The 21,997-nt window shown below is 66.0% G+C and carries 20 protein-coding genes; 2 read left to right on the top strand and 18 right to left on the bottom strand.

Annotation, left to right across the window (positions count from 1 at the left end; all coding sequences use genetic code 11):
* Position 1: 1 nt before the first annotated feature.
* The 16 genes from J2X92_RS23540 to J2X92_RS23465 all read right to left on the bottom strand — a co-directional run bounded on the left by J2X92_RS23540 (position 2) and on the right by J2X92_RS23465 (position 17,279).
* Entirely contained in the window at positions 2-1,072 is a 1,071-nt protein-coding gene (locus J2X92_RS23540; protein ID WP_307579271.1) for an NAD(P)/FAD-dependent oxidoreductase, read from the bottom strand.
* Positions 1,030-1,359: a ferredoxin FdxA gene (gene fdxA, locus J2X92_RS23535; RefSeq protein ID WP_055806301.1), complete on the bottom strand. Its 330-nt coding sequence runs from the start codon at positions 1,357-1,359 to the stop codon at positions 1,030-1,032. Before fdxA ends, J2X92_RS23540 begins: the two co-directional genes overlap by 43 nt.
* A gap of 45 nt (positions 1,360-1,404) precedes the next feature.
* The gene (locus J2X92_RS23530; RefSeq protein WP_307579269.1) at positions 1,405-2,745 is read right to left on the bottom strand and encodes a sulfate adenylyltransferase subunit 1; all 1,341 of its coding nucleotides are present in this window, start codon (positions 2,743-2,745) and stop codon (positions 1,405-1,407) included.
* Positions 2,745-3,698 (bottom strand): sulfate adenylyltransferase subunit CysD, encoded by a 954-nt coding sequence (cysD, locus tag J2X92_RS23525; RefSeq protein ID WP_307579267.1) that lies wholly within the window; start codon positions 3,696-3,698, stop codon positions 2,745-2,747. The genes J2X92_RS23530 and cysD overlap by 1 nt, the downstream gene beginning before the upstream one ends.
* A 43-nt stretch (positions 3,699-3,741) precedes the next feature.
* Complete coding sequence (locus J2X92_RS23520; RefSeq protein ID WP_307579265.1) at positions 3,742-4,374, bottom strand: phosphoadenosine phosphosulfate reductase domain-containing protein; 633 nt, start codon at positions 4,372-4,374, stop codon at positions 3,742-3,744.
* Between the two features lie 20 nt (positions 4,375-4,394).
* Positions 4,395-4,790, bottom strand: coding sequence for a DUF934 domain-containing protein (locus tag J2X92_RS23515; RefSeq protein ID WP_307579264.1), 396 nt, complete (start codon positions 4,788-4,790; stop codon positions 4,395-4,397).
* Positions 4,787-6,565 carry a nitrite/sulfite reductase gene (locus tag J2X92_RS23510; protein WP_307579262.1) on the bottom strand — a complete coding sequence of 593 codons (1,779 nt, stop codon included), beginning with the start codon at positions 6,563-6,565 and terminating at the stop codon, positions 4,787-4,789. The genes J2X92_RS23515 and J2X92_RS23510 overlap by 4 nt, the downstream gene beginning before the upstream one ends.
* Positions 6,566-6,892: 327 nt before the next feature.
* Positions 6,893-7,711 (bottom strand): M55 family metallopeptidase, encoded by an 819-nt coding sequence (locus J2X92_RS23505; RefSeq protein WP_307579260.1) that lies wholly within the window; start codon positions 7,709-7,711, stop codon positions 6,893-6,895.
* Positions 7,708-8,784, bottom strand: coding sequence for a P1 family peptidase (locus J2X92_RS23500; protein ID WP_307579258.1), 1,077 nt, complete (start codon positions 8,782-8,784; stop codon positions 7,708-7,710). The genes J2X92_RS23505 and J2X92_RS23500 overlap by 4 nt, the downstream gene beginning before the upstream one ends.
* 21 nt (positions 8,785-8,805) lie before the next feature.
* Positions 8,806-9,738, bottom strand: a complete 933-nt coding sequence (gene gsiD / locus J2X92_RS23495) for a glutathione ABC transporter permease GsiD (RefSeq protein WP_307579256.1) — start codon at positions 9,736-9,738, stop codon at positions 8,806-8,808.
* Positions 9,739-9,748: 10 nt separating this feature from the next.
* The gene (gene gsiC / locus J2X92_RS23490) at positions 9,749-10,669 is read right to left on the bottom strand and encodes a glutathione ABC transporter permease GsiC (RefSeq protein WP_307579254.1); all 921 of its coding nucleotides are present in this window, start codon (positions 10,667-10,669) and stop codon (positions 9,749-9,751) included.
* A gap of 134 nt (positions 10,670-10,803) precedes the next feature.
* Complete coding sequence (gsiB, locus tag J2X92_RS23485; RefSeq protein WP_307579252.1) at positions 10,804-12,354, bottom strand: glutathione ABC transporter substrate-binding protein GsiB; 1,551 nt, start codon at positions 12,352-12,354, stop codon at positions 10,804-10,806.
* Positions 12,355-12,421: 67 nt separating this feature from the next.
* Entirely contained in the window at positions 12,422-14,299 is a 1,878-nt protein-coding gene (locus J2X92_RS23480) for a dipeptide ABC transporter ATP-binding protein (RefSeq protein ID WP_307579250.1), read from the bottom strand.
* Between the two features lie 22 nt (positions 14,300-14,321).
* Complete coding sequence (locus tag J2X92_RS23475; RefSeq protein ID WP_307579248.1) at positions 14,322-15,278, bottom strand: isoaspartyl peptidase/L-asparaginase family protein; 957 nt, start codon at positions 15,276-15,278, stop codon at positions 14,322-14,324.
* Complete coding sequence (locus J2X92_RS23470) at positions 15,275-16,240, bottom strand: MurR/RpiR family transcriptional regulator (RefSeq protein WP_307579246.1); 966 nt, start codon at positions 16,238-16,240, stop codon at positions 15,275-15,277. Before J2X92_RS23470 ends, J2X92_RS23475 begins: the two co-directional genes overlap by 4 nt.
* 145 nt (positions 16,241-16,385) lie before the next feature.
* A complete protein-coding gene (locus J2X92_RS23465) occupies positions 16,386-17,279 on the bottom strand; it encodes a LysR substrate-binding domain-containing protein (RefSeq protein WP_307579244.1) in 894 nt (297 codons plus the stop codon).
* A gap of 85 nt (positions 17,280-17,364) precedes the next feature.
* On the opposite strand from J2X92_RS23465, the gene J2X92_RS23460 reads away from it, so the two are divergent.
* Positions 17,365-18,537 carry an NAD(P)/FAD-dependent oxidoreductase gene (locus J2X92_RS23460; protein WP_307579242.1) on the top strand — a complete coding sequence of 391 codons (1,173 nt, stop codon included), beginning with the start codon at positions 17,365-17,367 and terminating at the stop codon, positions 18,535-18,537.
* A 51-nt stretch (positions 18,538-18,588) separates the two neighbouring features.
* The gene (locus tag J2X92_RS23455) at positions 18,589-19,620 is read left to right on the top strand and encodes a class I fructose-bisphosphate aldolase (RefSeq protein WP_307579240.1); all 1,032 of its coding nucleotides are present in this window, start codon (positions 18,589-18,591) and stop codon (positions 19,618-19,620) included.
* Positions 19,621-19,637: 17 nt separating this feature from the next.
* Here the strand turns inward: J2X92_RS23455 and msrA are convergent, their stop codons facing one another.
* Both msrA and J2X92_RS23445 read right to left on the bottom strand, forming a co-directional pair.
* Positions 19,638-20,339: a peptide-methionine (S)-S-oxide reductase MsrA gene (gene msrA / locus J2X92_RS23450; protein WP_307579238.1), complete on the bottom strand. Its 702-nt coding sequence runs from the start codon at positions 20,337-20,339 to the stop codon at positions 19,638-19,640.
* Between the two features lie 135 nt (positions 20,340-20,474).
* Positions 20,475-21,983, bottom strand: coding sequence for an alpha/beta hydrolase family protein (locus J2X92_RS23445; protein ID WP_307579236.1), 1,509 nt, complete (start codon positions 21,981-21,983; stop codon positions 20,475-20,477).
* Positions 21,984-21,997: the final 14 nt, after the last annotated feature.

Here is a 21,997-nt window from a genome sequence, read left to right as displayed (position 1 = left end):
CCTAGCGCGAAGTAGCCACGCCCAGCAGCTCGTGCAGCCGCGTGCTGGTGGTCGTGTACTGCAGTGGCACCGCCTTGCCCGGGAACACGATGGCTGTGGCGCCCCAGGCCGCCAGCGTGGCCTCGTGGAAGCCGCAGACGATGAGCTTTTTCTTGCCCGGGTAGGTGTTGATGTCTCCCACCGCGAAAACGCCGCGCTCGCGGGTTTCGTACTTCTCGGTGTCCACCGGCACCTGCTTGCGCTCGAGCTCAAGGCCCCAGTCGGCAATGGGGCCTAGGCGCGGGGAAATGCCGAGGCAAGCGACCAGCGCATCGAGTGGCAGGTCGATGGTCGTTGCGTCGGGCGTGGTGATCTGCAGTTGCTTGCCGTCGAAAGCGGCGGGCTGGCCGACCTTGAAGGCCAGCTTTCCCGTGGCCACGAGGGCGCGCATTGCGGCGACATTCGCCTCATCGGCCTGGAAGCCATCGCGGCGGTGAACGAGCGTGACCTGCTTCGCGATGGTCGTGAGCGCCACAGCGGTTTCGAGTGCGACATCGTCGCCCCCATTCACCACCACCGTCTGCCCGGCAAAGCGGTCCAGCGATTCGGGGTGATAGAAAAGCGAAGTGCCTTCGAATTGCGCAATGCCTTCGATTGCAATGCGCTTGGGCACGAAGGCGCCGACGCCGGCCGCGATGAACACGGTCTTGGCCAGGAAGGCCGTGCCTGCCGAAGTCGTTAGCAGCAAACGCTCGTCAGCCTGGCGGGCCAGGGTGGCCACCTGCTCGCCGAAATGAAACTGCGGCTTGAAGGGCGCCACCTGCTCCAGCAGCGATTGCGCAAGGCCGCGTCCGCTGGTCACCGGTGTGCCGGGAATGTCGTAGATCGGCTTGTCGCCGTAGAGCGCCACGCACTGGCCACCCGCGGCGGGCAGGGCATCGACGATGTGGCAGGAGATCTCGAGAAGGCCCAGCTGAAAGGCCTGGAACAAGCCGACAGGGCCAGCACCGACGATCAGGGCGTCGGTTTCAATGGGGACTGCCGAGGTGCTCAGCGCACCAGCTCCCCGATCTTGTCGGTCTTGTCTTTCCACTCTTCGGCGTCGGGGAGGGCCGGCTTGCGCTTGGTGATGCTCTTCCAGCCGTCGGCCAGCGCGAGTTCCGCGTTCAGCTTGATGAAGGCGATCTGGTTGGCCGGAAGGTCTTCCTCGGCGTAGATTGCATTGACCGGGCACTCGGGGATGCAGACCGCGCAGTCGATGCATTCGTCCGGGTCGATCACCAGCATGTTGGGGCCTTCGCGGAAGCAATCCACGGGGCATACGTCCACGCAGTCGGTGTATTTGCAACGGATGCAGGCTTCAGAGACGACGTGGGTCATTTGGTCTTCTAACGTGTCAGTGTGAGGTCGGGAAAACCCCAGATTTTAGGCCTTTGCGGCGGCAGGCTGCACGAGCACGGCAGCAGCGGTCTTGTGCGAGGCCGTATCGACCAGCACCAGGGAGCCCAATGCACGCGATTGCGTGAAGGGCAGCACGGCCAGCGGCTGCTGCAGTGCGAGCACCACGTCGCCGATGGAATTGGCTTCCAGCTGCGTTGCGGGCTCCGATTCGAGCGTCGTGATGTTCACGCGATCGACGATGCGCGCCACCTTGGCCTTGACCCAGCGGTGGCCCTGCAGCGCCCAATACACGCGGCCCGCGACCAGCGGCTCGTCGTCGAGCCAGGCCACGGTGGCGGTGATTTCGCGCACCGGCTCGAAGGCGCCGGGCGCCAGCAGCCAATCGCCCCGCGACACGTCGAGTTCGCGGTCGAGCACGATGCCGGCGCTGTGGCCCGCATGCACCGCCTTCGGCTGGCGCGTGTGGCTCAGCACCTGCGCGACCGTGGCGGTCTGGTTGCTCGGCAGCACGGTCACGCGCTGGCCGGGTTCCACATGGCCGGAAGCGACGCGACCCCAGAACACGCGGCGGCCCTGCGAGGTGTCGGCAGAGGACGAGAACTTTTCGACCCACTGCACCGGAAAGGCGAAGGGCACGGCCTCGTCCTGAGCGGTGACCGGCAGCTCTTCGAGCAGCTCGAGCAGGCTCGGGCCTTCATAGCCAACCCAGTCGGCATGGCGCGTGGCCACGTTCCAGCCCTTGAGGGCGGAGATGGGCACGATGCCGGCCACTTCGACGCCCGCCGCTTCGGCGAACGCGTTCAGCGCGGTCGAGATGCGCTCGAAGGCCAGGGCGGCATCGTCGATGGCGTCGAGCTTGTTGATCGCGAACACGATCGACTGCACGCGCAACAGATGGGCCAACAGCGTGTGGCGGCGCGTCTGCGGCAGCAGCTCGCGCTTGACGACGGTACCGTCTTCCACTTCGGCGGCCCAGGCCAGCTTGGTGGCATCGACCAGCACCACGGCGGCATCGGCGGCCGAGGCGGCGGTGACCATGTTGCGGGTGTACTGCTCATGGCCCGGCGCGTCGCCGATGATGAACTTGCGCTTGGCGGTCGAGAAGTAGCGGTAGGCCACGTCGATCGTGATGCCCTGTTCGCGCTCGGCCGAGAGACCGTCGGTCAACAGCGCCAGATCGGTTTCGCCGCCGCGCTGCACGCCGGCGAGCTGGTCTTGCAGCACGGTCTTGCTGTCGACCAGGAGGCGGCCGATCAGCGTGCTCTTGCCGTCGTCCACCGAGCCGCAGGTGATGAAGCGCAGGGCGGTGCCGGTGTCACCGTGGAGGGCGGTGTTGGCAGGGGTTGCAGTGGTCGTCGCGCTCATCAGAAGTAACCGTCTTTCTTTCGTTTTTCCATCGACGCTTCGGAGGTCATGTCATCCATCCGTGTCGCGCCGCGTTCGCTCACGTCCACCGACAGCGTCTCCAGCACCACGTCGCCGGCATCGGCCGCCAGGCTTTCGACCGGGCAGGTGGTCGTGATGTCGCCCACGGTGCGAAAGCGCACGTCGCGCACCTGCACCGTTTCGCCGTCGCGCGCCGGGGTGAGTTCGGTCACCGGGACCAGTAGGCCGCGTCGCTCGACCACTTCGCGCTTGTGCGTGTAGTAGATCGACGGCAGGCCGACGTGCTCGCGCTCGATGTATTGCCAAACATCGAGTTCGGTCCAGTTCGAGATCGGGAACACGCGGAAGTGTTCGCCCGGAGCCAGGCGCGTGTTGAACAGCGTCCACAGCTCGGGGCGCTGGTCCTTGGGCTGCCATTGGCCGAAGCTGTCGCGGTGCGAAAAGATGCGTTCCTTGGCACGCGCCTTTTCTTCGTCGCGGCGGGCGCCGCCAATCAGCGCGTCGAAGCGGAATTCTTCAATCGCTTCGAGCAGCGTGACCGACTGGTGCGCGTTGCGCGACTCGCCAGGATGCGCGAGGCGCACGGTGCCGCGCGCCATCGAATCCTCGACGCTGCGCACGATAAGTTCGGCACCCAGTTCCGTGGCGCGCTGGTCGCGGTAGGCCGTCACTTCGGGGAAGTTGTGGCCCGTGTCGATCATCAGCAGCGGATACGGAATGCGGCCCGCGCCAAACGCCTTTTCGGCGCACTTCAAGAGCACCAGCGAATCCTTGCCGCCCGAGAACAGCAGGGTGGGGCGCTCGAAGGCGGCGGCCACTTCGCGCAGGATGAAAATGGTTTCTTCCTCGAGCGCGTCGAGGTGGGTGTTGGACAGGTGCGCGGGAGAGTGCATGGGCGGCACCAGCAGTTCGGTTTCGGTACGGGCGTTCATCGGATGGGGTGCGGAATACGAAGATTCAGTGCGGCGTTGGCGTTCAATGCTCAAGATGCAATCCGCACTCGCGGTTGTCTTCGCCCTTGGTCGGGTCCACGTAGTCGAAGTTGTTGGGCAGGCCATGCGCCTCGCAGTAGGCGTACAGATCTTTCGACGACCAGTGCAGGAGCGGCGCAACCTTGATCAGGCCGTCCGGGTTGACGCTGACCGGGTCCATCTGCGCGCGCACGGCCGTGTCGGTGGCGCGCAGCGCGGTGAACCAGACCTTCGGTGCCGTTTCGCGCAGCGCGCGGGCAAAGGGCTCCAGCTTCACCTCTTCCGTGAAGGCGGCATGGCGCGGATCGTCGAGCGCCGGGGTCGGGCCTTCCACCGCTTCACGATGCGCACGCGAGCGGCGCGGCAGGTAGATGTGCAGGTCCAAGCCCAGCTGCTTCGTCACCTCGTCGGCAAAGCGGTAGGTGGCTTCGGTGTTGTAGCCGTTGTCCATCCAGACCACGGGAACATCCCGCTTGATGCGCGTGACCATGTGCAGGATCACGGCCTCGAAAGGACGAAAGTTGGTGGTGATGATCGAAGGCTGGCCGAGGCCGATCGCCCAATCCACCAGACCCTCTGCGTTGCGGCCGAGTTCGGTGTTGATGCGTGCGAAGTCGATGTCCGTGGCGATGCTCATGTCTAAGGTTCCAAGCGGGCTCAGGCGCCGGCGGCAAAGTGCGGCGCGGTCTTCACCGCATCGCCTTGGTAGAAGGCGGAGAAGCGGTCGAACTGGCGCTGTGCGTCGGTAGCGTCCACGCCTTCCTTGAGCACGGCGCTGGAGAAGCCGGTGCGTTCCATCTGCACCAGCTGGTCGATCAGCACGTCGCCGGTGGCGCGGATGTCGCCCTTGAAGCCGAGGCGACGGCGCAGCAAGAACGCCTGGCTGTAGGCGCGGCCATCGGTGAACTTCGGAAAGTTCAGGTCGATGCGCTCGATGTCTTCCAGGCACACCTCGATGGCGAGCGGATCGGCATCGTTCGGCAGCTGCAGCACCTTCGGATCGCCGTCGTCCACGTGTTCTTCTGCGGCGAGGATGTTCAATTTGCGGCTCATGCTGCTTCCTCCACCTTGAAGCGCGCACCGTTGGCGGCGGCCTTGAACGGGTCGTGGCCGACGCGGCGCAGGGTGTCGATGAAGGTTTCGCCGCCTTCGCGGGTGTCGCGGTAGGTGGTGAGCACCGCCTCGATCACGCCCGGCACTTCGGCCGCCGAGAACGAGGGGCCGACCGCCTTGCCGGCTTGCGGTGTGCCGCTGAGCGCGGAACCGTCGGAGCCGCCGAGGGTGACCTGGTACCACTCCTTGCCGTCCTTGTCGACGCCCAGGATGCCGATATGGCCGCTGTGGTGGTGGCCGCAGGAGTTGATGCAGCCGCTGATGTGCAGATCGATCTCGCCCAGGTCGTCGAGCTCGTCCAGGTCCTGGTAGCGCTCGGTGATCGCTTCGGCAATCGGAATGGAACGTGCGTTCGCCAGCGAGCAGAAATCGCCCCCGGGGCAGGCGATCATGTCGGTCAGCAGGTGCACGTTGGCGCTGGCAAAGCCGGCCGCGCGGGCCGCGAGCCACAGCGCGTGCAGGTCTTCGGCATGCACCCAGGGCAGCACGATGTTCTGGTCGTGCGTGACGCGAGCTTCGCCGGCCGAGAAGCGGTCGGCCAGTTGGGCCAGCGTGTCGAGCTGGTCGGCCGAGGCATCGCCGGGCGCCTGCTTCAGGCGCTTGAACGAGAGCGTCACGGCGCGCAGCGCGGGATTCTTGTGCGCGGCCACGTTGCGGGCCAGCCAGCGCGCGAACATGACGTCGTCGGCGGCATGCGCGCGCAGTTCGGCGTCGGTTTTCTCGGCGCTTTGCAGCACGCGGGTGGCGAGCGTTGGCGGCACGAAGGAGGCGGCCACGCGGTCGAACTCTTCCTGTGTGATGGTGTGCGGGGCGCCGTCGTGCTCGATGATTTGCTTGTACTCGGCCTCAACGTCGTCGATGTAGCGCTGGCCTTCGGCCTTCACCAAGATTTTGATGCGCGCCTTGTAGATGTTGTCGCGGCGCCCGTAGCGGTTGTAGACCCGAATCACCGCTTCGAGGTAATTCATGATCTGCTGCCACGGCAAGAATTCGCGCAGCACGGTGCCGATGATGGGCGTGCGGCCCATGCCCCCGCCCACTTGCACGCGAAAGCCGATTTCGCCGGCCTCGTTCTTCACCACGTGCAGGCCCACATCGTGCCAACCGGTGGCTGCGCGGTCTTCGGTGGCGCCGGTGATAGCGATCTTGAACTTGCGCGGCAAAAAGGCGAACTCAGGGTGCAGCGTGCTCCACTGGCGCATGATTTCGGCATACGGGCGCGGATCGGCAATCTCGTCGACCGCGATGCCGGCGCGCTCGTCGCTCGTGATGTTGCGGATGCAATTGCCGCTGGTCTGGATGCCGTGCATGTCGACCGAAGCCAAGAGGTCCATCACGTCGGCCGACTTTGAAAGCGGAATCCAGTTGTACTGCACGTTCTGGCGCGTCGAGAAGTGGGCGTAGTGCGTGGGCAGCTTGTGGCTGCCGAGCAGGCCCTGCGTCTCGATGGCCTTGCGATACACCTCGGCTTCGGGCTCGTCGTACTCGCGAGCGATCTTGGCCAGCACGCGCAGCTGGCGGCTCGACAGCTCGCCGTAGGGCACAGCCACGCGCAGCATCGGCGCGTAGCGCTGCACGTACCAGCCGTTTTGCAGCCGCAAGGGGCGAAACTCGTCTTCTGCGAGCTTGCCTTTTTGCCAGCGCTCGAGCTGGTCCCTGAATTGAGCGGCTCGTTGATGGACGAACTGGCGATCGAAGTCTGTGTATTGGTACATCGTGTGATTCTTGGAGAAGTGCGGTGCCGCACGGTCAACGGGGCGCCCCAGCAAGAGCCGAGATTCTGAAAGCAGGCCTTATGGAAGCAAACTATTTTTTGGTTCGCGCTTTATGCGGATAAGCTTATTCTCCAGCGCCCATGCGGGTTTCCGGGCGGTTGAATGCTTATTCTGGATAAGGCGAGCGTGCTCTCACAAGACCAAGGATAACGCCCGCGGGCGTTCCGCGTTTGTCCACTCTCTCCCTGGGGAGAGGGCAGTTGCTCAAGGTTTACCGCTGCCAGCCCTCACCCCAGCCCCCTTCCGGAGGGAGAGGGAGTAATACTTTCAGCGCAGCATCGACGACATGGCTGAACAGCAGTTCAGCATGCGCACCGCCGCTTCCACCGTGTCCGCAGTGAAGCGCAAGGTCACGCCGTCGACGCGCTCGAAGGCCGGCCACTGGCAGAACAGATCGGCCATGGCCGGCGACTGGGTGCGAAGCGTGACCACTTGCGGGCCCTTGAAGACCAGCGGACTTGCGTTGGCGCGCCCGGCCAGCGCTTCCGCCACGCCGGCCCGGATCGCTTCGCGCGACTGCTCGGGCGACAGAGACACGCCGCTGTTGAACCCCGTGGCGCGCTTCGTCTCGACAAACACCGCATGCGGAAAAAGCGGCCGGTTCTCGGCGATGAACACGTCGTCTCCGCTGGCCATGACCACCGGCGCGCCGTATTCGCCGGCCAGTGCGCCATAGAGCCCGGCCTCGCCCAGCTCCTGGTCGCCGAGCCAGATGCCTGCAAAGGCAAAGCTGTTGATCGTGTGCGCCAGGATGCCGCGTCCCTGCGCGCGCGAGTGATAGCCGACCATGCAGACCGCGTCCACGCCTTCGTCGACGCCGGCCACCATGCTCAGGTAGCGCGGCTTGCCCTGCACCGCGCGAGCGCGAGGATCGAGCACGTCGGGCGGCATGTTGCGAAAGCCGCCGTGCGAGTCGTTGACCAGCACCTGCGTGGCGCCGGCGTCGAAGGCGCCCGCAATGGCCGCATTGGCCTCCTCTGCCATCAGCAGGCGGGCGCGCTCGAACTCTGGGTTGCCGGAGCGCACCTGCTCCGAGTGGTAAACGCCGGCAACGCCTTCGATGTCGGTGGAGATCAGGACTTTCATAGGGCGTGTGTCGGTGCGAGAGAAGAAGGAACGAAGGAGGGCAGCAGCTCGGCCAGCGTCGCCCGGTGGTTGCCGTCGCGCCCGGTCACGGCCGCGGCGTGCCACAGCGCGTGAACAATGGCCTGCTCGGTGCTGTCGGCCGCGGCTTCGAACAGCCCGTCGAGCAGGCTCTCGTGCACCATCGCGATGGCCGGCATCGAGCGTTCGGCGAGATCGGGCACGGTATAGGCGGTCGAAAAGGCCAGCACGATGTCGCCGCTGCCATGCCCGAAGACCGAGCCAGTGCGCGCCAGGCCGGCGCCGGCGCGCAGGGCCAGCCGGCGCAGCTGGCGCGCATCGAGCGGCGCGTCGGTGGCCACCACGATGATGATCGACCCCTTTTCCGGCTCCCTCGACGTCCGGCTGCCTTCCGCGGCCAGCCTGGCCACCAGTTGCTCACCGACCGCCTGGCCGGCCAGCGCCAGTTGCGAAGGACGGCCGTAGTTGGCCAGCACCAGCGTGCCGACCGTGTGCACGCCATCCTGCGCGGACACCCGGCGCGAGGCGCTGCCGATGCCGCCCTTGAGCTGGAAGCACGACATGCCGCGCCCGGCCCCCACGGAGCCCTGGGCAAAGTCGCTGCCCGCGCTCTCTAGCGCACGCAGGTAGTCGGCCTCGCCCACCGTCAGGCGCTGGATGTCGTTGAGAAAACCGTCGTTGCACTCGAACACCAGCGGATTGACCGTGGGCAGCGACCGGCCGCTCTCGGGGTTGGCGGCGATGCAGTGGCGGATTTGCGCCGTCGCCACGGTGCCCACCGAAAAGGTGTTGGTCAGGGCGATCGGCGTCTCCAGCACGCCGAGCTCGGCCATTTGCACCAGGCCCACGCTCTTGCCGAAGCCGTTGAGCACCATCGCGGCCGCAGGCACCTTGTCGCGGAACGGGTCGCCAGCATGGGGCCGGATCACCGTCACGCCGGTTTGCACGGGGCCGTCATCGAGCGTGCGGTGCCCCACAGTCACGCCTTCGACGTCGGTGATCGCGTTGCGCGGACCCTGGAGCAGGTTCCCGATGCGGGGGGGATTCGATGCCATGAATGAAGAAAGAAGTGCAGGCTACTCGCGGTCGATCTTCGGGTCGAGCGCGTCGCGCAACGCATCGCCCAGCAGGTTGAAGGCCAGCACCGTGAAGAAGATGGCCAGGCTCGGGAACAGCGCCACGTGGGGCGAAGTAACCATGTCGGCCCGGGCTTCGCTGAGCATGGCGCCCCACTCGGGCGTGGGAGCCTGCGCACCCATGCCGAGGAACGAGAGGCTCGCGGCCGTGATGATCGAGGTGCCCACGCGCATCGAGAAATACACCACGATCGAGGAGATGGTGCCCGGCAGGATGTGCCGCACGATGATGGTCCAGTCCGACGCGCCGATGCTGCGCTCGGCTTCGATGTAGGTCTGCTGCTTGAGCACCAGCGTGTTGCCGCGCACCAGGCGCGCGAAGGCCGGCACGCTGAACACCGACACCGCCACTACCACGTTGGTCATGCTGCTGCCCAGGATGGCGACCACGCCCAGCGCCAGCAAGATGCCCGGAAAGGCAAAGAGCACGTCCGACACGCGCATCACGATGCGGTCCCACCAGCCTTCGTAGTAGCCCGCGAGCAGGCCAAAGCTGGTGCCAATGAAGCCGCCCACCAGCACCGAAAGAAAGCCGGCGATCAGCGAAATGCGCGCACCCATCAGGATGCGGCTGAAGATGTCCCGGCCCAGCGGGTCGACACCGAACCAATGCGTGGCCGTCGGCCCGCTGTTCAGCATGTCGTAGTCGAAGAAGTTCTCCGCGTCGAAGGGCACGATCCACGGTGCGAACACCGCGACGAAAACCAGCAGCAGCACGAACAGCGCGGCCACGATGCCCACGGGCTGCTTCTTGAAGCGTCGCCAGCACTCACCCCAGGGCGTGCGGACTTTGCCCCCGGCCTGCACCGCGGCCACGGGAGAAAGAGGAACGATGGATTCGGCTGCGGCAGACAGCCCGGAAGCTTGCGTCATGGCTGCTTGCTCACTTGTAGCGGATGGTGGGATTGATGTAGCCGTACAGCACATCGACCACCAGGTTGATCAGGATGAATTCGAGCGAGAACAGCAGCACCAGCGTCTGGATGACGGGGTAGTCGCGCATCTGCACCGCATCGACCAAGAGGCGGCCGAGGCCGGGCCAGTTGAAGACCGCCTCGACCAGAATCGAGCCGCCCAGCAGAAAGCCGAACTGCAGGCCCATCATCGTGACGACGGGGATCAGCGCGTTGCGCAGGCAGTGCTTGATGATGACGGTGCGCTCCCGCACGCCCTTGGCACGCGCCGTGCGCACGAAGTCTTCCTGGATCACTTCGACGAACGATGCGCGCGTGAACCGCGCCATCACGGCGGCAACGGCGGCGCCCAGCGTGATCGAGGGCAGGATGTAGTGCTTCCAGGTGGCGGCGCCTACGGTGGGCAGCCAGCCGAGCTGGACGGAAAAGATCTGCATCAGCAGCATGCCCAGGGCAAATGCCGGAAAGGAGATGCCCGACACGGCCAGGGTCATGCCGATCCGGTCGGGCCATTGGTTGCGGAACACGGCCGAGACAATGCCGATGCCCATGCCGAAAATCACCGCCCACACCATGCTGGTGACGGTCAGCATCACCGTCGGTAAAAAGCGCTCGGCAATCTCCGTCGACACCGGCCGCCGCGTGCGGATCGAGGTGCCGAAGTCGCCCTGCAGCATGTGGGTGAAGAAACTTGCGAACTGCTGCGGCAGCGGCTTGTCCAGGCCCAGCTCGTGGCGAACCATGGCCACCGTCTGCTCGTCGGCCTCCTGGCCGGCGGCAAGGCGCGCCGGGTCCCCGGGCAGCATGTGGACGAACAGGAACACGAGCACCGCCACGATGAGCAGCGTCGGGATTAGGCCCAACAGTCGTTTGAGAAAGTAATTCAGCATGGCATACAGACAGTCAGCCCTCGTCGGGGCCTCGGGGCCAATCGGGAGACACCGCGGAACCGGCTTAGCCGGGCCGCAGGTGTCGCCCCCTTGAGGGGGAGGCGGCTACACGAAGTGAGCCGCTTCGGGGGGGGTCAGTCGACAGCGATGGCGTCGATGTTGATGTTGCCGTCCGGCATCACGAACACACCCGACAGGCGCTTGGCATGCGCCGACAGGTTCTGCTCCGTGACCATCGGCACGCGCGGCAGGTCCTTGCGGATTTCTTCCTGCGCAGTCTTGTAGAGCGCGGCCTTTTCCTTGTCGTCCACGGTAACCAGCGCCTTGGCCAGCGCGTTGTCCACCACCTCGCTCTTGTAGAACGACATGTTGTTCAGCTTGGGCGCCCAGGCTTCCGAGGCGAACAGCGGGCGCAGGCCCCAGTCGGCTTCACCGGTCGACGACGACCAGCCCGTGTAGTACATGCGGACCTTGGCCGTCTTCGGATCGGGCCAAGCATCCACCTGCTCGGTGCGCTGGCCCACTTCGAGCGCCTGCACCTGCAGCTTGATGCCGATCTGCGCGAGCTGCTGCTGCACGAACTGGATGGTCTTCTGGCTGGTCGTGTTGTTGTAGGCGCTCCACAGCACCGACTCGAAGCCGTCCGGATAGCCGGCTTCCTTCATCAGTTCCTTGGCCTTCTTCAGGTCGTAGGGAATGGGCGCCATCTTCTCGGCGTACTTCACGCCCTGCGGCACGATGCCTTGCGCGGGGAAGGCGTATCCGCCAAAGGCGACCTTGGCCAGTGCTTCCTTGTTGATGGCGTAGCCGATGGCTTCGCGCACCTTCGGGTTGTCATAGGGCTTCTGCAGCATGTTGAAGGCCAGGAAGCGCGTGATGATCGACGGCGTGGCCACCACTTCGAGCTTTTCGCTCTTCTTCAGCAGCTCGGCCTGTTCGTAGGGAATAGGAAACGCGAAATCGGCTTCGCCCGTCTGCAGCATCGCAGCGCGCGTGTTGTTCTCGAGCACCGGCTTCCACGAGACGTTGTCGACCTTCGGATAGCCCTTCTTCCAGTAGCCGTCGAACTTCTTGGCCTTGACGGCTTCGGTCTGCTTCCACTCGACGAACTCGAAGGGGCCGGTGCCCACGGGGTGGAAGGCGATGTCCTTGTTGCCCCACTTCTTGAGCGCCGTCGGCGAGATCATTGCGGCCGAGGCGTGGGCCAGCGAGTTGATGAATGGACCGAAGGGCTCCTTCAGCGTGATGCGCACGGTGGTGGGGTTCAGCGCCTCCACCTTGCTCACGCGGTTGAACTGGTTGTAGCGCAGCAGCCTGTTGTCCTGGTTCAACACGCGGTCGAGCGTGAACTTGACGGCTTCTGCATTGAAGTCGGTGCCGTCATGGAACTTCACGCCGGTGCGCAGCTTGATGGTGTAGACCAGGCCGTCCTTCGACACGTCGTAGCTCTCCGCGAGCACGTTCTGCACCTTCAGGTCCTTGTCGAACTGGAACAGGCCTTCATAGAAGGTCTTGGTCACCGCGGTGGTGATGGTGGTGTTGGTGTTGTACGGGTCCAGCGTCTCGGGCTGGTAGCCGATCGACAGCACCACGTCTTTGGCGGCCAGGGCCGTGCCCGATGCCGCCAACGCGGCCAGGCCCAGCAGTGCGGAAGCCCATCGCAGGGAGGAAGAAGATTGCTTCATGGAAAGAACTCCGGTGGTTCGAGAAAAAATGCAGGAGGGCCTGCGGGTTGAAAAATTGGTCGATCGATCAGAAGGCGCCGCCAATGGCGTGCCGTGCCACGAAGTGACCGGGCGCGACCTGCACCAGCGGCGGCACGTCGGGTTCATCGCCCACGGCGCGGATCGGGCTGGGAATCTCGCCTTCGAGCAGCGCGCGCGGCTTGTGGCGGCGCGACGGATCGGCCACCGGCACCGCCGCCATCAGCTTGCGGGTGTAGGCGTGCTGCGGTGCCTCGAACACCGCGCGGCGAGGGCCGATCTCGACGATCTGCCCAAGGTACATCACGGCCACGCGGTGGCTGATGCGCTCGACCACGGCCATGTCGTGCGAGATGAAAAGAAAAGCCACGCCCAGTTCGCGCTGCAAGTCGAGCATGAGGTTGACGATCTGCGCCTGGATCGACACGTCGAGCGCCGAAACCGATTCGTCCGCCACCACCACCTTGGGGTTGAGCGCGAGGGCACGCGCAATCGCGATGCGCTGTCGCTGGCCACCGGAGAATTCGTGCGGATAGCGCTGCGCCACCTCTGGCGGAAGGCCGACCTTCTGCAGTAGCCAATCGACGCGCTGCTGTGCCTCGGCGCCCTTGGCGATGTTGTGGATGAGCAGCGGCTCCATGATCGAGAAGCCGACCGTCACGCGCGGATCGAGCGAGGCGAAGGGGTCCTGGAAGATGAACTGGATGTTGCGGCGCAAGGCCTGAAGCTCGCGCGTGGGCAGCTCGCGGATGTTCTTTCCGCCGAACTCGATGGCGCCGCTCTGGCTCTCGACGAGGCGCAGCAGCGAGCGGCCGGTGGTCGACTTGCCGCAGCCCGATTCGCCCACCAGCGCCAGCGTCTCGCCGGGGTAGAGATCGAAGCTGATCTTCTCGACCGCGTGCACCCGGCGCTTCACGCGGCCGAAGAGGCCGCTGCGCACGTCGAAGCGCGTCACCAGGTCGCGCACCCGCAGGATCGGGCCGGCGTCTGAGCGAACCGTGGTCTGCGGCGTGGTGTTGGTGCACGGCACGGTGTCCGGGCTGCCCTCGGTGCGCAGCAGCTCGAACTTGGCCGGAAGGTCGGTGCCCTGCATCGCGCCCAGCTTGGGCACGGCCGACAGCAGCGCCTTGGTGTAGGGGTGCTGCGGCGCGGCAAACACGGTGTCGGAGGTGCCGGCTTCCACCTTGTCGCCGCGATACATCACCAGCACGCGGTCGGCAATCTCGGCCACCACGCCCATGTCGTGCGTGATGAAGAGCACGCCCATGCGCATCTCCTTCTGCAGCTCGCGGATGAGCTGGAGGATCTGCGCCTGGATGGTCACGTCGAGCGCCGTGGTGGGCTCGTCGGCAATCAGCAACTGCGGCTTGCACGAGAGCGCCATCGCGATCATCACGCGCTGGCGCATGCCGCCCGAGAGCTGGTGCGGAAAGCGGTCGAGCACGTTGCGCGCTTCGGGAATGCGCACCAGCTCCAGCATGCGCAATGCCTCGGCGCGCGCGGCCGCATTGTTCTTGCCCTGGTGGATGCGAATGGCCTCGGCAATCTGGTCGCCGGCGGTGAACACCGGGTTGAGCGAGGTCATCGGCTCCTGGAAGATCATTGCGATGTCCGCGCCGCGAATGCCGCGCATCGTGGTGTCGCGTGCCTGCGCGAGGTCGAGCACCTCGCCATTGCGGCGGCGAAACGCCATGCGCCCGCCGAGGATGCGGCCGCCGCCATGCTCCACCAGCCGCATCAGCGCGAGCGAGGTGACCGACTTGCCCGAGCCCGATTCGCCCACCACCGCGAGCGTTTCGCCATGGTCGACGTGGAACGAGAGATTCTTGACGGCGTCGACGGTGCGCTCGGAGGTCGAGAAGCGCACGGTGAGATCGTCAACGGCGAGGACGCGGCCGTCCGGCAGGGCGAGGGGAGGGGTGGACATGGGGTGCGAGGAGAAGGGGGTGTCAGGCGAAGATGGCCGTGACCGGCGATTCGTCGCCGCGCGCGTGAGCGCGGTACATGCCTTCGCTGTTGAAGGCGAGGCTCAGGTTGCCGTGGCGATCGACGGCAATCAGCCCGCCGGTGCCGCCGATGGCGGGCAGCGACTGCTGCACGACCGCATGCGTGGCCGCTTCGAGCGTGGCGCCGCCGTAGGCCATGCGGGCGCAAACGTCGTAGGCCGCTGCCACGCGGATGAACATTTCGCCGCTGCCGGTGCAGGAGACGGCGGCCGTGCGGTCGTCGGCATAGGTGCCGGCGCCGATCAGCGGGGAATCGCCGATGCGGCCGACGCGCTTGTTGGTCATGCCGCCTGTCGAGGTGGCCGCGGCAAGGTGGCCGTGCATGTCCAGCGCCACGGCGCCGACGGTGCCGAGCTTCTTGTCTTCGTCGAGCGGCGGCGTCATGGCCGCGCCTTCATGGTCGGTGACCACGCGGCCGGTGCCCCGCACGCGGTAGAGCTGCTGGCGGCGCGCCTCGGTGGAGAAATACGAGGGCTCGACCATCTCCAGCCCGTGCTCGCGCGCAAAGGCTTCGGCGCCCGGGCCGGCGAGCAGCACGTGGGCGCCGTCTTCGAGCACGGCGCGCGCGGCGCGCACCGGGCGGCGGATGTGGCACACGCCGGCAATCGCGCCGGCGGCCAGGGTGGCGCCGTCCATCACGGCGGCATCGAGCTCGTGGGTTTCGCCGTGCGTGAAGACCGAGCCATGACCCGCGTTGAAGAGCGGGCAGTCCTCGAGCATTTCGACCGCGAGGCAGGTGGCGTCGAGTGCGGATGCGCCCTTGATAAGCAGCGCCTGTGCAGCGAGCACCACGTTCCGCAAGGCATCGTGATAGGCCTGCGCCTGGGCCGCGCTGGTCGTTGCGGCGTTGATGGTGCCGGCACCGCCGTGAATGGCAATGACGGGCGTGGCTTTCTTCATCGGGAAGCTTTCTTCCTTGTCTTGCGGGCATTGGCCGTGGTGGCTGCGCCGAGGGGTTGTGTGGCGACATCGGCCCGTGGCAGGCCTTGCGCGCCGTGCAGCCAGGGCCGCACGGCCTGCAGGATGCGGCTCGCGGACTGGACCGCGCGCGGCGCGCGCAGCGCCACCGCGCTGGTCAGCGCCTCGATCAATGCCAGCACGCTGGTCTCGCAGTTCGGCCGATAGTTGGTTTCGGTCTGGCAATAGAGCGCTACGTCGGCCAGCGGCGCCAGCGGCGAACTCGGGCGGTCGGTCAGCGCCAGCACCGCGCAGCCCTGACCCTTGGCAATCTGGGCCAGCGCCACCGTGTCTGTCAGGTAGCGCGGAAAAGTCAGCCCGATGAACAGGTCCTGCGGCCCGGCGTGCATCAGCGAGCGCGCCGCGTGCGTGACGCCGCTGACGCTGGAGAGCATCCGCACGTCGTTGCAGCTGCCGTCCAGGCCGTGCTGCAGCAGCCCTGCCAGCCACGCGCTGGCGCCAAAGCCGGCAATGTAGATGGAGCGGGCCTTGCCGATGCGCTGCACCGCGGCCTCGCAAGCGGCGTAGTCCAGCGACTGGCGCGTGGCTTCGATGTTGCGGCGGCTTTCGTCGAGCGCGGTGGCGAACACCTCGGCCACGGTGGTCGGATGCTCGAGATTGCCGCGCAGGCGCTCCACTGGCGCCACCAGCGACTCGAACCCGCGCACAAGTTCGGCGCGAAAGGTGGCGTAGCCGTCGAAGTCCAGCGCCCGGGCAAAGCGGTTGGCCGTGGCGACGGACACGCCGACGGCGGCCGCGAGCTCGTCGATAGGCAGGGTCGCAACCTGCAGCGGGTGCTCCAGCACGAAGTCGGCGACCTGGCGGTGCGAACGCGTCAGCCGCGGCAGAGCCTGCGCAATGCGCTGTGCCACGGTGGTGCCCGTGTTGTCGACGTTGGTGCTCATGCGTGGGTTCGTGCACCCGAAAAGGGGTGTCCGATGAAAATGGGTTTACAAATATAAGACAAAAAAGAAAATTTTCTGTCATTTTTGATCAAAGGAGCAAATTGCAGGCCAGCAGCGGCCGCAATCGAACGCTAAGACGGTCCTGTCAACCGGGCGTGAGCCCGAGCACCCAGCGCTTGAAATGCTCCAGCGCCCCGGAAGCCGGCCGGCCTTCGGGATGGGCGAAGTAGTAGCCCTGGCGCACGTCCAGGTGGCGGTCGATCGGAATCACGAGTTCGCCGGTGCGCAATTCGCGTTCGATCAGGATGCGCGGCGCGAGGCCCACGCCCATGCCGGCGGCCGCGGCGGCGGTCACCATGGTGAAGAGCTCGTAGCGCGGTCCGCGCGAGGCGTGCACGGTGTAGTCCCAGCCCTGCTGCGCATACCAGTCGCGCCAGGCGTGCGCGCGCGTGCCCAGGTGCACGTGGCGGCAGCGTTCGAAGGCCGATTCATCCCACGGGCCGTTGGCATCGCGGAACGCAGGGCTGCAGACCGGCACCATTTCGCCCTCGGAAAAGATCAGCCCACCCTGGGTGTTAGGCCAGAACTGGTCGCCGAAATAGATGGCGGCGTCATAGGCGTTCTCCTGGAACGAGAAGGGCTGCGACCGCGCCGAGAGGTTGACCGTGATGTTCGGATGCCTGCGGCTGAAATCGGGCAGGCGCGGAATGAGCCACTGCGTGGCGAAAGTGGGCACCACGGCCACTTCGAGCACAAAACCCATGTCGTGGCCGGCGCTGATTTCCAGCGTGTCGCGGCGGATCTGGTCGAGGTGGCGGCGGATGCGCGCCGCATATTCGCGTCCCGTATCGGTGAGGGTGAGGCGCCGGCGAACGCGCGAAAACAGCGGCACCCCCAGCCGCTGCTCCAGCGAGGCCACCTGCCGGCCGACGGCGCTCTGGGTAAGGGCCAATTCGGCCGCCGCGCGGGTGAAACTCCCCAGCCGTGCCGAAGCTTCGAAAGCCTGCAGCGCACCCAGGTTGGGAATGTCTTTTCTCATCGTTGCTATTCTGCGTGCGGGGCTCGCGATTTTTCGCGGCGCTTGGGACAATGGGCTCGTTGGCGAACAGCAAGAAGGGCATTTCATGCGTCGTGTGGTGATCATCGGCGGCGGCGCCATCGGCTCCTCCATCGCTTATTTCCTGAACCGGGATCCGCTGGAGGAACCGTTCGAGGTCACCGTGGTCGAGCGCGACTTCTCGTACACGCAGGCGTCGTCGACCTTGTCGGCCAGTTCGATCCGGCAGCAGTTCTCCACGGCCATCAACATCGAGATGTCGCTCTACGGCATCGAATTTTTCCGCGGCCTTGGCGAAACTCTGCGCGTGGGCGACAACGTGCCCGACATCGGCCTGGTCGAGCCCGGGTACCTTTATCTGGCGCCCACGGATGGTGTCGATGTGCTGCGCGAGAACCACGCGCTGCAAAAGGCCCATGGCGTCGACGTGCTGCTGATGGCGCCGGACGAACTGCAGGCGCGCTTTCCGTGGATGTCGACCGAGGAAATCGCGCTGGCGTCGCTGGGCCTTTCAGGCGAGGGCTGGTACGACGGCTACAGCCTGTTGCAAGCCTTTCGCAAGAAGGCCATCTCGCAGGGCGCGCTCTACGTGCAGGCAAAGGCGACCGGCCTGCAGTGCAGCGGGAATCGGGTAACGGGCGTCGAGCTCGACATCGGCAACGTGCTGCAGGCCGACTTGGTAGTCAATGCCGCCGGTGCGTGGGCGGCGAAGGTGGCGGGCTGGGCCGGTGTCGACCTGCCGGTGCGCGGCCGGCGCCGCATGGTGTTCAGCTTCTCGTGCCCCGAGACCCTGCCGGGCTGTCCGTTGGTCATCGACACGTCGGGCATCTGGTTTCGGCCCGAGGGTCGCCGCTTCATCTGCGGTTTTTCGCCGCCCCAGGACCGGGACCGCGACGATGCCCCGCTCGAAGTCGATTACCGCGTGTTCGACGATTTCATCTGGCCCGCCTTGGGCAAGCGCGTGCCTGCCTTCGAAGCCATTCGCATGACGGGTGCGTGGGCCGGCTATTACGAGATGAACCTGTTCGACCACAACGCGATCCTCGGGCTGCATCCGGGCTGCGAGAACATGTTTTTTGCCAACGGCTTCTCGGGGCACGGCCTGCAGCAGTGCCCGGCGGCGGGGCGCGGCGTGGCCGAGCTCATCCGCTATGGCGAGTACCGCGGACTCGACCTGTCGCCGCTTTCGTTCGCGCGGATCCTGGAAAACCGGCCGCTGGTAGAAAAGAACGTGATCTAGCCGGAGGCGGGGCAGGGGCGTACGATCGCTGCAAGTGAGGGTCACAGCATCATGACTGCACAGGCACTGATCGATACCGCACAGGCGCTGGTCGCTGCGGACAAGGGCTTGCTCGCCATGGACGAGAGCAACGCCACCTGCCACAAGCGCTTCGCCAAACTTGGCATCCCGCTGACCGAGGACGCGCGGCGCGATTGGCGCGAACTGATCGTTACCGCGCCGGGCCTGGGCGCATGCATCAGCGGCGCGATCCTCTTCGACGAAACCATCCGGCAGCGAACCAGCACGGGCACGTCGTTCGTCTCGGCGCTCGACGCAGAGGGCATCATTCCCGGAATCAAGGTCGACACCGGCGCCAAGCCGCTGGCGGGCCATCCGGGCGAAACGGTCACCGAAGGCCTGGACGGGCTGCGCGAGCGCCTGGCCGAATACGCTGGAATGGGCGCGCGCTTTGCCAAATGGCGCGGCGTCATAACGCCGGGGGCTGGCTTGCCCACTCGCGCTTGCATCGAGGTGAATGCCCATGCGCTGGCACGCTACGCAGCGCTGTGCCAAGAGGCGGGACTCGTTCCCGTCGTCGAACCCGAGGTGCTGATGGAGGGCGATCATTCGCTGGCACGCTGCGCGGAGATCACGGAAGACACGCTGCACGCAGTGTTCGCCCAGCTTCGGCTGCAAGGCGTGCTGCTCGAGGGCATGCTCCTGAAGCCGAACATGGTGCTGCCTGGGCAAGCCTGTCCGCAGCAGGAGAGCGTTGAAGAAGTGGCGGACGCCACGGTGGCGTGCCTATTGCGCACCGTGCCTGCCGCAGTGCCGGGAATCGCTTTTCTCTCGGGCGGCCAATCGGCGCAGCTCGCTTCCGCCCGGCTGAATGCAATGAACCAGAGATTCAAGTCGCGGCTGCCCTGGGCACTGGCGTTTTCATATTCGCGCGCCGTCCAGCAGCCGGCACTGGATGCCTGGAAGGGCGACCGCGCCAACGTGGAAGCGGCGAAGAAAGCGCTCGTGCATCGCGCGCAGTGCAACCAGGCGGCACGCCGCGGCAACTACGATGCGACGGCGGATGCGCCGAAAGGCGCCTGAAATTCACCCGCTCTTACTCACCCGCTTTTTGCCGGGTTCACCAGAACGGGTGTCGCCCGGTAGCTCTCCGGAAACAGCTTCTTGAGGTTATCGAGCTTCGGCATGTCGTGGATCACGATGTAGCCATATTTCGGATTGCGAGTAAGAAAGTCCTGGTGATAGGCCTCGGCCGCATAGAAGGGCTTCGACATTTCGATGGTTGTCGCCAATGGCTTGCCGAAGACCTTGGCCTGGTTCAGCTGCGCGATGTAGTCCCTTGCCACGCGAGCCTGCTCGATGTTCTCGGCAAACACGGTGGATCGGTATTGGGGGCCCGTGTCCGGACCTTGCCGGTTCAGCTCGGTCGGGTCGTGCGCCACCGAAAAAAAGATCTGTAGCAGCTTGCCGTAGCTGATCTGCTTCGGGTCGTAGACGATGCGCACCGATTCGGCATGGCCGGTGCGGCCGGAACCCACCTGTTCATAGCGCGCGGTCTTCGCGTCGCCGCCGGCATAGCCCGACAAGGCGATGTTCACGCCTTTGACACGCTGGAATATGCCTTGCACGCCCCAGAAGCAGCCGCCGGCGAGCACGGCGGTTTCGTAAATCGCGGTCGGCGGCGTCATCACATCGAACCTGGGCGGGGGCACGCGGCGCGCCGGCTCGGCGAAGGAGGGCGCGGCATGCCAGGCCAAGGCTGCGGCCACCAGCGTGCCGGCGGTGAGTGCAAGGAGTCTCATGCGTCGTCCTTCAAGGCGTTCGGTGCCACGCCGATGGTGCGACATTGCCGCCGTTTGGAACGGGCGTCAATGTCGCTTCCCCGCCTCTTGCTGCGCGAGACTTAGCCCGCCGGTCACATGCCGATCACATGCCGATCAGGGCGGGCAGGGGCGTGCGGCGGCTGCGCCCGGACGCGTCGCCTTGCTGGTGTCACCTTCGTCCACCGTGCCTAGCGGCCGCGTGAAGGTGCAGCCATAGGCCGGGTCCGCCACCGTGGCCGCGGTAATCACATCGTCGCCCGCCGGCTTCACGCCGTCACGCTCCCACTTGACCATCGCATCGAAGGCCTCGACCTGCTCGGCGATGGTGAAATCGCAATGCGAGATGCCGCGAACCGCGCGCTGCACCAGCCAGCCGCTGTTGCCCTTGGCGGCCGCGCGCTGGTTGTAGATCTGCTCCATGCTGAAGGGCACGTAGAGATCGCCCAGCGTGTGCAGCGTGACCACCGGAATCTTGAATTCGCCATTGGCCTTGGGGATCCAGCGCAGGCCGTCGGTGCGCAGGCGGTTGGCGTCGACGGCCGCCGTCAGCTTGAGCACGGAAGCGTTCAGCGCGGTGGTCCCTGGCTGGTCCCCGTCGATGGTGTAGGTGAACCGGTTGGTGTCGAGCGTGCTCCTGTTCAGGATGCCGTTGACCGTGCCGTCGCTGCCGAACACGCCCCACACCGCCGCGAACGAGCCGCCTTGCGTGAAGCCCAGGTCGAACATCGGGCGCTCACCCCCGGTGAGGTTCTTCACCACCGAGGCGAACTTCAAACCGGTGGCCGTCGGCGTTCCTGGAAAGGCGGTGTACAGGGTGCTGGTGACCTGCGCCTTGATGTCCGACCAATTGACGGTCGGGTACTTGGGCAGCCCCGCCAGTGCCTGCGCGGCGATCTGCGCGCCCGAGAAGTAGTCGAACAGCTCGGTGTCGCCGACCACGCCGCACATCGGAACCGCGCCGTTGTACTTCATCTTGTGGTTGGCCGTTGCGTAGGCCTCGTCCTCGATGGCCGCCGCCGTGATGTGGCCGCCCATCGAGTGGCCGGTGATGTAGACCTTAGACGGTGCGGCGAGCTCGCGCCCGTTGGCCTTGGCGATGGCGTTGAACTGCAGGGCCAGTGCGTTGGTGTCTTCCACGCCCGCGCGCACGTCGTAGAAGTTCTTGCTGTAGCTCGATGCGGCCCAGGCGTAGCCGTTCTGGATCAGGTAGCGGCGGATGGACGGGTTATTTACCTTCAGCAGGTTGACGTCGCCGGCATAGCCGTGCGCGTACATCACGAGCTTGCCGTTCCAGTTGGCGGGCACCTCGACGCGGTATTGCGCGCCGCCGAGCATGCCGGCCCAGCGGCTGGTGGTGGCGTTGTCGACGCTGTCGCTTGCGTCGGCCGCGAGCGCCGCAAAAGTGGTGGCCGCAGGATCGGCGGGCGCGAAGGAATTGCGGCTGTCCTGCAGCCGGGTTTCTTCGGGTGGGGGAGGAGGCGGAGGGGGCGGTGCCGGGGGCGCGGGAGCCGGAGCCGGAGGCAGTGGCGTGAAGGCAAAACCGTTACCGCCGCCGCCCCCGCCGCAGGATGCGACGGCAAGGCTGGCTGCAAGGGCAAGAAATGTCAGGCGCGCTGAATGCATGAGGTGTCTCTCTC

It is taken from the genome of Variovorax paradoxus, assembly GCF_030811855.1.
Lineage (GTDB): Bacteria > Pseudomonadota > Gammaproteobacteria > Burkholderiales > Burkholderiaceae_C > Variovorax > Variovorax paradoxus_L.
This window is presented reverse-complemented; position numbering and strand designations above follow the sequence as displayed.